This is a genomic window from Armatimonadota bacterium, assembly GCA_020354555.1.
Classification (GTDB): Bacteria; Armatimonadota; Hebobacteria.
The window spans coordinates 206,203-216,112 of record CP070648.1 but is presented as its reverse complement, the minus strand read 5'-3'; the positions used below and the strand labels follow the sequence as shown (position 1 = coordinate 216,112).

At 62.9% G+C, this 9,910-nt stretch carries 4 protein-coding genes, 1 tRNA gene, 2 rRNA genes, 1 pseudogene and 2 other annotated features; of the genes and pseudogenes, 2 read left to right on the top strand and 6 right to left on the bottom strand.

The genetic code is table 11. The annotated features are described in order from the left end of the window. Positions 1-3: 3 nt before the first annotated feature. Positions 4-501, top strand: a pseudogene (locus JSV65_00865) (recombinase family protein). Positions 502-603: 102 nt separating this feature from the next. Beyond that, on the top strand, positions 604-1,221 hold the full coding sequence (locus tag JSV65_00860) for a hypothetical protein (protein ID UCH36660.1): 618 nt from the start codon (positions 604-606) through the stop codon (positions 1,219-1,221). Here JSV65_00860 and JSV65_00855 read toward each other — a convergent pair. The 6 genes from JSV65_00855 to JSV65_00830 all read right to left on the bottom strand — a co-directional run bounded on the left by JSV65_00855 (position 1,178) and on the right by JSV65_00830 (position 8,476). Beyond that, a tRNA-Met gene (locus tag JSV65_00855) sits at positions 1,178-1,254 on the bottom strand. The genes JSV65_00860 and JSV65_00855 overlap by 44 nt on opposite strands. Positions 1,255-1,501: 247 nt before the next feature. After that, a complete protein-coding gene (locus JSV65_00850) occupies positions 1,502-3,022 on the bottom strand; it encodes a trypsin-like peptidase domain-containing protein (GenBank protein ID UCH34935.1) in 1,521 nt (506 codons plus the stop codon). Between the two features lie 143 nt (positions 3,023-3,165). Then, a complete protein-coding gene (locus tag JSV65_00845) occupies positions 3,166-3,885 on the bottom strand; it encodes a glycosyltransferase family 2 protein (protein ID UCH34934.1) in 720 nt (239 codons plus the stop codon). Between the two features lie 212 nt (positions 3,886-4,097). Continuing rightward, on the bottom strand, positions 4,098-5,153 hold the full coding sequence (locus JSV65_00840; protein UCH34933.1) for an AIR synthase family protein: 1,056 nt from the start codon (positions 5,151-5,153) through the stop codon (positions 4,098-4,100). Positions 5,154-5,199: 46 nt separating this feature from the next. Next, positions 5,200-5,316: ribosomal RNA gene (gene rrf / locus JSV65_00835) — 5S ribosomal RNA — on the bottom strand. Positions 5,317-5,430: 114 nt separating this feature from the next. Further along, positions 5,431-8,476: ribosomal RNA gene (locus tag JSV65_00830) — 23S ribosomal RNA — on the bottom strand. A gap of 597 nt (positions 8,477-9,073) precedes the next feature. Next, positions 9,074-9,734: a sequence feature (16S ribosomal RNA rRNA prediction is too short), on the bottom strand. A gap of 4 nt (positions 9,735-9,738) precedes the next feature. Further along, positions 9,739-9,854 (bottom strand) — a sequence feature (16S ribosomal RNA rRNA prediction is too short). Between the last annotated feature and the right edge of the window lie 56 nt (positions 9,855-9,910).

Here is a 9,910-nt window from a genome sequence, read left to right as displayed (position 1 = left end):
GAGGTGGCCTTCCACACCCGGAAGGGCTGCCGGGCGAATATCCAAACCCGGGACGAAGAGACGGGATGGTGCTACAAGAACGGCGGCCAGCCCCTGTGGGGCTATCGGGCGCAGCAACTCGTTCGGGGGGAGGAGACGAAGAACCGCCCGATCGTCAAGACCATCTGGGTGCTCGAGGACACCGTCGTTGCCGGGCGGCCGCTTCACGAGTGGGTGCGCCATTGCCTCGTCGATTTGGCGGCGAACGGCGCGTCCCTCGATGAGCTTCGCGACTTCTGTAACCAGACTGGTATCCCGGCGCGGCGGCGCCGGTTTTGGGGCGTTTCGACCTGGAACTCGCTGCTAGAGCCTCAGGCGCTTCTTCAGTATTGCGGACACGCCGTGTGGAACGTGCATCGGAAGAACGGCACGGTGAAGCCGGTCGGCGAATGGCTTGTGGTTGAGAATGCTCATCCTGCCATCATCTCCGAGGACGAAGCGCGAGCCATCGCCGCAGCGAGGCGGAGGCACAGGAAGTCGTTCGATGCCGGCTACGGCAAGAGCCGCAGATCGTCTTACCTGCTCAGCGGCGGGCTGTTCCAGTGCGGGCGCTGCGGTGCGAACATGATCGGGTTCAAGACGCCGAAGGGCCGATACTACGTCTGCGGCAGCCAGCCGTATCGGCGAGGGTGCGGCTGCGGCCCTGGCGTGTACGTCCAGCAGGATCACATTGAGGGCGAAGTCATAGAGGGGCTGTCGGACCTGGCGACGCTGGTCACAGACCCCAAGGGTTTCCTTCGCGAGGCGAACGAGGAGCTGCGGCGGATCTGCGAGAGCACAACGGGGCATGACCCCAACGCGGCCAAGAAGCTGGAGACGATTGACGCGAAGATCGCAAACATCCGTCGCGCGATCGAGGATGGCCTGTCTGACGCCGCATGGGCGAACTCGCGCCTAGAGGAGCTCTTGACCGAACGCCGGGCTCTGGCGGGGCAAGACGTGCCTATGGGAGAGGCGCCGCAGATCGACATACGGACCGCAATGGCCTACGGCCGGCAGACGTTCAAGGCGCTGAAGCAGGGCGACGCGGCTGAACGGAAGCGCGTGGTGCGCAACTGGGTCCAGGAAATGAAACTGGCTCCGGAGCGTCTAGAGGTGGATATCACCTACCAGCTGCCGGAGCCTGTTATGAATGGTCTGGTAGCGGGGGCTGGATTCGAACCAGCGACCTTCGGGTTATGAGCCCGACGAGCTTCCAGACTGCTCCACCCCGCATCACTTGCGTAAACTATACCAGATTCCTGCCCTCCTGTAAACCCCTATCCAGCCCTGGTCGCGCGCGCCCGCCGTTGTCTATTGCGCAAGCTATCGCCTGCTGACCTCAATCGCCACCATCGCCTTCCGGCGATCACCGATGTCCGAGCACCGCGGCCGCGCCAACGCAACCGACCAGCGCGGCCGCAATTCGGTCATTCGTCCCATTCAATCCCGAGCAGGACGGCTCAACTCGATCCGCCCAGCCCTACTGCCCCAGGCTCCTGATCGTAAGGGTCACAATTCGCTCGCCGCGCGTTGCGCGGATGACGACGGCATCGCCCGGCTTCAACTGGTCAACAGCAGTTTCGTAGTCCGCCACCGAGGCGACTCCAACGCGGTTGATCTTGACGATCACGTCGCCCTCCTGGATGCCCGCGCGCGTGCCTTCGCCATTCGGGTCAAGCTTCGTCACCACGACGCCGTGGTCTGCCTTGAGCGAGTATTGCTCCGTCAATTGAGGTGTGATCTCGCTCACCGTTACCCCAAGCTTACCGGTCGTCGTGGCTGCTGCGGTCACTTCCTTCGCCGCCGAAACCTGGCCGATCGCGACCTGGATCGTCTTGCGTTCTCGGTTGCGCACGACCGTCACGTCCACCTCCGCGCCGGGCTTTGTGGCCTCCACTGCCTGGACCAGATCCTGTTCGTTGTCGACCTGCTTCTTGCCGTACTGGACGATGATATCCTCGGCCTGGATGCCGGCCTTGGCCGCGGGGCTGTCGGGCATCACCTCATTGACGTATGCGCCTGCCTCGACGCCGTATTCCTTGGCAATCGCTTCGTCCACGGGGCGGATATAAACGCCCAACTGGCCGCGCGTCGGCGTCTCGCCAACCTTCAGGCTCTCTATGACACTTCGATTTGCCGGGTTGATGGGAATCGCGAACCCCAGCCCGATGTTGAAGCCGGTAGTGCTCACGATGAGCGTGTTGATGGCGATGACTTCTCCGCGGATGTTGAGCAACGGCCCGCCGCTGTTACCCGGGTTGATAACCGCGTCGGTCTGTATCATCTCCCGGAATGGCTTGCCCTGCACGTTGGGGTTACGGAAGGTTCGGTTCTTCGCGCTGATGACACCGACGGTCATGGTTTCCTCCAGCCCCAGCGGGCTCCCCACAGCCATGACCCACGAGCCGACCTTCTCGTTGTCCGCATTGCCCAGCGCTGCCGGCACGAGCGGCGCCTTGGCCTCAGCGGAATCAATCTTGATTACCGCCAGGTCCGTCTGCGGATCACTGGCGAGGATCTCCGCCCTCAGCTCCTTCCCGTCGGCGAGAGTCACCGTCACCCGGTCGGCGTCGCGGACCACGTGCGCGCTGGTCAGGATGCAGCCCTGCGCGTCAATGATGACGCCCGAGCCCAGGCTCCTGCGCGGCTGCGTCGGCGGCATCGGCATCGGGGACGGGAAGTCAAACTCATCGCCGAACAAGCGCCGCAGTCGTTCGCGCAACTCATCCTGCTCGCGGGAGTCCCGAGGCGACACCTTCACGTCTTGCTCACTGCTGATGTTGACCACCGAAGGCTTGGCGTGCTCGGCCAGTGTCTGGAACGCGTTCTGCAGCGATTCGAGTTGCGGCGGTGGCTCGAGCGTCGCCGCCGACGCGTTGCCCATTCCCATTCCGACCAGCCCGTGGTACCTGTACGAGATGCCGAGCACTGCCCCGAACACGACCACGAGCGCGATTACCCACGCTACGGAAATGGTCAGCCTGTATTTACGTCCTTCCATTGTGAGACAACCTCCCGTTCTCCCCTCAACCGACAAACAGTCTATACGAAGCCATATATCCAGCGCCGCGGGGTGAGCTACCGTCCTCATCGTTCAGACACCGGTGCAGGCGTCGGCGCAGCCACCGGCCGCTCGATTCCGTCCTATCCCTCCTCTGCACGAAGCAAACGGCGTACGGATCGGATGAGAGAACCGGCGCGGCTCCGGCACCGCGCCCAGCACATGTAGTGCGCAATCTCCCGGTACATGCCGAGGCGGGCACGAACCCCCCGCAGCGCCCCCATCTTCTCCTCTTTCATTACATGCGTTATTCCCGCAAGCGTGACCCACGTAACGCGCCAACTGTTGACTCGCGCGAAATGCGTCAGCGCGACCTCGACCCCGGAGCGGGCCGCGCGCACTTCAGGCACGCTCAGGAACATCTCCCGCCGTATCGCACGCTGTCCGGAGATATACGGCGCCAGTTTCTGCGCCAGGTCGGTCCAGTACCGCCCGTGGCGGAAGACGCCGACGGACATATCCGCTTCGCCGCTCGCCACCGGCTCCAGCATGATCCTGAGATGCTCGGGGCGGAGGCCCACCAAGTCGGCGTCCAGGAATACCAGGATGTCGGCGTCGGTGCTCTCGGCCCCGGCCCACATCGCGCCGCCTTTCCCGCGATTGTGCGGGAGCCGAAGGGCTCGCACGCCGTTGCCTATGGGGAGCATCTCGAGGGTCCTGTCCGTGGATCCGTCATCCACGACCAGGATCTCGTCGAGTACGTCTGCTTCTCTCACCACGGACAGAACGGTTCCGATCTGCCGCTCCTCGTTGTAGGAAGGAATGATGGCTGATACCTTAATCGGGTACCTCCCGTACGCCATGATTGCGTCGAGCGGTATTATAACAGAACCTTGTCACATCGCGCCAGGGAGTCGAAGTCGAGGTCGGAAACCACTGTGCCTCCGCCATAACGGTTAGACGCCGGATCGCGCCGAGTGGTTCCACCAGCCCGCGCTGTCAGACCCGAGCGAAGCGACATCTGCGGTGCAGCTGTACCCCGCGAGCCCATCCGCCGGCCTCCCTGTCCCCGGCGTCAGGCATCGCCGGCGCCGAAGTACCTCGCCAACTCGTCCCGCTCGAACTGCGGGAGCGGCCGCGCCCCCCGCGCCGAGTCCATGACGAGGCCATCCTCACGCGGCCGAACCTCCCCGATGACGGCAGCCGCGATGCCCGCTTGTTCGAGCTCTCCGACGGCACGGTAGGCTCGCGCTGGGGGAACTGCGGCGAGCAGCGACCCCGAGGCGATCAACCCGAGCGGGTCGAGCTCGAGCGCGCCGCATATTGCGCGGCATTCCGGAAGGATGAGGATGGCATCCTCGTTCACCCGTAGGCCGTGACCACCAGCTACCGCCATCTCGGCCAATCCGGTTGCGAGCCCGCCCTCAGTGGGATCGTGCATGGCGCTGGCCCCACCGCCGCCCGCCAGGATCGCGGCCTCTCGCACCACGCTGATGCCCGGCGAGAACAGGAACTGCCGGGCCGCCCGCAGCTCATCTTGGGGTACGCCGCGAGCCCGCAGCTCGTCTGCCGCCTCTCGCGCGAGGACGGCCGTCCCTTCCACCGCGACTCCCTTCGTCAGCACCAGGGCGTCCCCCGGCCGTGCCCCACCCGTCCGAACCAGTCCGTCGCGTTCGACCTCCCCCAACATGCACCCGACGACGACCGGTCGCGCCACCTGAGGCGTGACCTCGCTGTGCCCGCCGACGACTGCAATATCCGCGCCGTCGCAGGCATCCACGATCTGGTCGAATATCGCCTGGGCCATGTCCGCGGTGGCGCCCTCCGGCAGGAGCACGGTAGCCATGAACCAACGGGGAATCGCGCCACACGTCGCGATGTCGTTTGCATTAACGTGCACCGCGTACCAACCGATGAGGTCGGCCGCGAAGGTGATGGGATCCGTTTTCGCGATCAGCAGCTTCTCGCCGAACGCGATCGCGGCAGCATCCTCCCCCACCGCCGGCCACAGCACGACACGACGATCTGTGCGCGGAATCCGTGCCAGCAGCCGCTCCAGGAGAGCTGCCGGGACTTTACCAGCTTTCAGATGCCCTGACTGTGGTGCCCTTTCCTCGTGCTCTTCTGCCATTGGCTCTCCAATCGGCAGTACCGTGATCTCCCGGACCAAAGAAAAATCCCGGCGACGACCTACTCTCCCGCCGCCTTACGGCAGCAGTACCATCGGCGCTGAGGGGCTTAACTGCTCTGTTCGGAATGGGAAGAGGTGGATCCCCCTCGCTGTGGTCACCGGGAATTCAATTGACGGGTGACGGTGGGACGTCAACCGCGGGCGGGAGGCGATACGCCTCGCCGCCGGGACGGACGAAGAGGTGTGACAAGCGCAGCGTCAAGCGCGTTGAGATCGGGGGGTCAAGCCCTCGGCCGATTAGTACTGGTCAGCTCAGGCGGTTGCCCGCCGTACACCCCCAGCCTATCAAGCAGGTACTCTTCCTGCGGCCTTACCCCTTACGGGTGAGAAGTCTCATCTTGGGGAGGGCTTCGCGCTTAGATGCTTTCAGCGCTTATCCCGGCCGGACATAGCTACCCAGCGTGTGCCCCGGGCGGGACAACTGGTACACCAGGGGTCCGTCCACCGCGGTCTTCTCATACTGGCGGCAGCTCCCCGCAAACTTCTTACGCCCACGACGGATAGGGACCGAACTGTCTCACGACGTTCTGAACCCAGCTCGCGTGCCGCTTTAATGGGCGAACAGCCCAACCCTTGGGACCTTATCCGGCCCCAGGATGCGACGAGCCGACATCGAGGTGCCAAACCCTCCCGTCGATGTGAACTCTTGGGGAAGATAAGCCTGTTATCCCCGGGGTAGCTTTTATCCGTTGAGCGACAGCGCTTCCATTCGCCACTGCCGGATCACTAGGCCCGACTTTCGTCCCTGCTCGACAGGTCCGTCTCGCAGTCAAGCTCCCTTATGCCCTTATACTCTGCGTGCGATTTCCATCCGCACTGAGGGAACCTTTGGACGCCTCCGTTACCTTTTGGGAGGCGACCGCCCCAGTCAAACTACCCGCCTGATACTCTCCCGCCGCCCCTCACCGGGGCCGCGGTTAGAAGCCCGAGACCTCAAGGGTGGTATTCCAAGGTTGCCTCCATCCCAACTAGCGTCGGGATTTCACAGGCTCCCACCTATCCTCTACAGGAGATCCCACGCTCCAATACCAAGCTGTAGTAAAGCTCCACGGGGTCTTTCCGTCCAGTCGTGGGTAACCGGCATCTTCGCCGATACTACAATTTCGCCGAGTCCCTCGTTGAGACAGCGCCCAAGTCGTTACGCCGTTCGTGCGGGTCGGAACTTACCCGACAAGGAATTTCGCTACCTTAGGACTGTTATAGTTACAGCCGCCATTCACCGGTGCTTCGGTTCGAAGCGTCGCCCGGCCGAAGCCAGGCTAACCCCTCCCCTTAACATCCCGGCATTGGGCAGGCGTCAGCCCCTATACATCGCCTTTCGGCTTTGCAGAGACCTGTGTTTTTGGTAAACAGTCGCTTGGGCCTGTTCACTGCGACCCCCAGGCCCTCCGGGAGCGGCGCCGAAGCACCGTCCCTTCAAGCCCGAAGGCACCCCTTCTCCCAAAGTTACGGGGTCATTTTGCCGAGTTCCTTAACGAGGGTTCTCTCGCGCGCCTTGGCATCCTCTGCCCACCTACCTGTGTCGGTTTGCGGTACGGTCACCGATGAACTCGCTAGAGGTTTTTCCCGGCCGCGGATCACGCCAGTTCAGTCCGGACGAAACCTTTCCTCCTCATCACCCCTCGGGAGTCATTGGCGCGGATTTCCCTGCGCCCTCCCTGCGGGCTTGAACGCACACATCCCTCCGTGCGCTGGCTCACTCCACGGCGTCACCCCCTCGCGTCTTTGCCGCCCATCGGTGGCGCCGGAATATCAACCGGCTGTCCATCGCCTGCGCTATCTCGCCTCGGCTTAGGACCGGCTAAACTTAGGAGGACGAACCTTCCCTAAGAAACCTTAGGTTTTCGGCGTCCCGGATTCTCACCGGAATTTTCGCTACTCATACCGGCATTCTCACTTGCGCCTCGTCCACCCCGGCTCGCGCCGGAGCTTCAACCTACTGCGCAACGCTCCCCTACCGGAGCCCGCAAGCATCGCTCGCGGCGCTCCCCGCGGCTTCGGTATCGAGCTTAGCCCCGTTGGATTCTCGGCGCAGAACCACTCGACCAGTCCGATGTTACTCGTTGTTTAAAGGATGGCTGCTTCTAAGCCAACCTCCTGGTTGTTTGAGCAGTCCCACCTCCTTGCCCACTGAGCTCGATTTGGGGACCTTAGCCGGCGGTCTGGACTCTTCTCCTCTCGACTACGAAGCTTAGCCCCCGCAGTCTGACTCCCGGGTTTGACATGGCGGCATTCGGAGTTTGATTGGGTGCGGTAACGCGTTAGCGTCCCTAGCCCATTCAGTGCTCTACCTCCGCCACGCATCACCCAAGGCTAGCCCTAAAGCTATTTCGGGGAGAACCAGCTATCTCCAGGTTCGATTGGCATTTCACCCCTACCCACAGGTCATCCGAGCCGTCTTCAACCGACACCGGTGCGGGCCTCCACCCCGAGACTATCGAGGCTTCACCCTGCCCATAGGTAGCTCACCTGGTTTCGGGTCTACTGCCGGCAACTATGGCGCCCTTGCGGACTCGCTTTCGCTGCGGCTCCGGCTCTTCGCCTTAACCTCGCTGCCAACAGTAACTCGCCGGTTCATTCTGCAATAGGCACGCCGTCATCCCGCCCCACACCGCCTTGCGGCAATCCAGGGCCTGGACTCCGACCGCTTGTAAGCACGCGGTTTCAGGTTCTCTTTCACTCCCCTCCCGGGGTGCTTTTCACCTTTCCCTCACGGTACTAGTCCGCTATCGGTCGGAAGCAGTACTTAGCCTTAGGAGATGGTCCTCCCGGATTCCCACAGGATTTCTCGTGTCCCGTGGTACTTGGGTTGCACGCTCAGGGAGTCCCGCGCCGTTCGCCTACAGGGCTGTCACCCGCTGTGGCTCGCCGTTCCAGGCGCATTCGGCTCATGCACGGGTTTTCTTACTCCCCGGCGGGTCCGCAGCCCCGCCCAGCATACCCCCGCGACCCCGCCGCCACAACGCCCGCGGGCTGTCACGTGACGACGGTTTGGGCTCGTCCCTTTTCGCTCGCCGCTACTCGGGGAGTCGCGCTTGCTTTCCGCTCCTCGGGGTACTGAGATGTTTCAGTTCCCCCGCTTACCTTCCCAGGCTTATCAATTGGGCCCGGGATGATCCCGCATCACCGGGATCGGGTTGCCCCATTCGGGTACCTCCGGATCACTGCCTGCTTGCGGCTCCCCGGAGCTTTTCGCAGCTTGCCACGCCCTTCTTCGGCTGCTTCCACCTAGGCATCCACCGCGCGCCCTTAGTAGCTTGCTCACCCCCGATCTCACCGCGCTCGTCTGCTCTCTCGCGCCATGAGCCGGAAGCTTACGCCGATCTCTCGGCAGGACACTTGCTCCTGCCACTTCACGCGCGCTCGGCTACGTGCCTTATACCTCTTCGTCCTTCACCTCTATTCAATTGCCAAAGTCCTGCCCGCCCGCTCGGGGCGTCCACTCTCATGCCCGCACTTCGTGCGGACCGTCCACTATTATATACGCACCACCATCCCCAGTCAATCACAGCGTGTCCGCCGCCGCAAACAGAAACGCGGCGGGGACGGCCCCGCCGCGGCCATGCCCTCGATGTGTCAAGCTGCTATGGGTCTGCCGGGAGGCAAATGGTGGTTCGCTTTTTCGCCAAGCCGTGCCTCGCAACCAATGGTGGGGCAGGCGTCGCGCCTGCCCGCTGCGGGCGCCGCGCACCCTGAGAACTGAACAGCGCATACCCGCCGTCGCACGAGGCGATGGCGAGCTTCGGTGTGAGCCGGTGATACGCCGATCGCAATCGATCGGCATCGACCTGGGAGGTCAGAATCCAGAGGCTCGCATTGGAGCATCTAGAACCTGATTTCTCCTTAGAAAGGAGGTGATCCAGCCGCACCTTCCGGTACGGCTACCTTGTTACGACTTAGCGCCAATCGCCGACCGCACCTTCGGCACCTCCCTTGCTTGCGCATTGGGCCAGTGACTTCGGGTGCAACCGACTCTCATCGCTTGACGGGCGGTGTGTACAAGGCCCGGGAACGTATTCACCGCAGTGTTGCTGACCTGCGGTTACTAGCGATTCCACGTTCACGAAGTCGAGTTGCAGACTTCGATCCCAACTGAGGACGGCTTTGTGGGATTGGCTCCACCTCGCGGCTTCGCAACCCTCTGTGCCGCCCATTGTAGCATGTGTGTAGCCCAGGACGTAAGGGGCATGCTGACTTGACGTCGTCCCCACCTTCCTCCCCGTTACCGGGGCAGTTCCGCAAGAGTGCCGCCGCGGTTACCCGCGACCTGGCAACATGCAGTAAGGGTTGCGCTCGTTGCGGGACTTAACCCAACATCTCACAACACGAGCTGACGACAGCCATGCACCACCTGTGTTGCGGCTCCCGGTTGCCCGGGCACCCCCGACTTTCATCAGGGTTCCGCACATGTCAAGCCCTGGTAAGGTTCTTCGCGTAGCGTCGAATTGAACCACATGCTCCACCGCTTGTGCGGGCCCCCGTCAATTCCTTTGAGTTTCAACCTTGCGGTCGTACTCCCCAGGCGGAGTGCTTAATGCGTTAGCTGCTGCACGAGGGGGGTCGATACCCCTCACACATAGCACTCATCGTTTACGGCTGGGACTACCAGGGTATCTAATCCTGTTTGCTCCCCTAGCTTTCGCGTCTCAGTGTCAGTATCAGGCCAGAGAGTCGCTTTCGCCACCGGTGGTCCTCCT

Excerpts from the sequence above, each read along its gene's own strand:
- JSV65_00850 (UCH34935.1), bottom strand. The coding sequence starts at position 3,022 with ATGGAAGGACGTAAATACAGGCTGACCATTTCCGTAGCGTGGGTAATC.
- JSV65_00860 (UCH36660.1), top strand. The coding sequence starts at position 604 with ATGATCGGGTTCAAGACGCCGAAGGGCCGATACTACGTCTGCGGCAGC.
- JSV65_00840 (UCH34933.1), bottom strand. The coding sequence starts at position 5,153 with ATGGCAGAAGAGCACGAGGAAAGGGCACCACAGTCAGGGCATCTGAAA.
- JSV65_00845 (UCH34934.1), bottom strand. The coding sequence starts at position 3,885 with ATGGCGTACGGGAGGTACCCGATTAAGGTATCAGCCATCATTCCTTCC.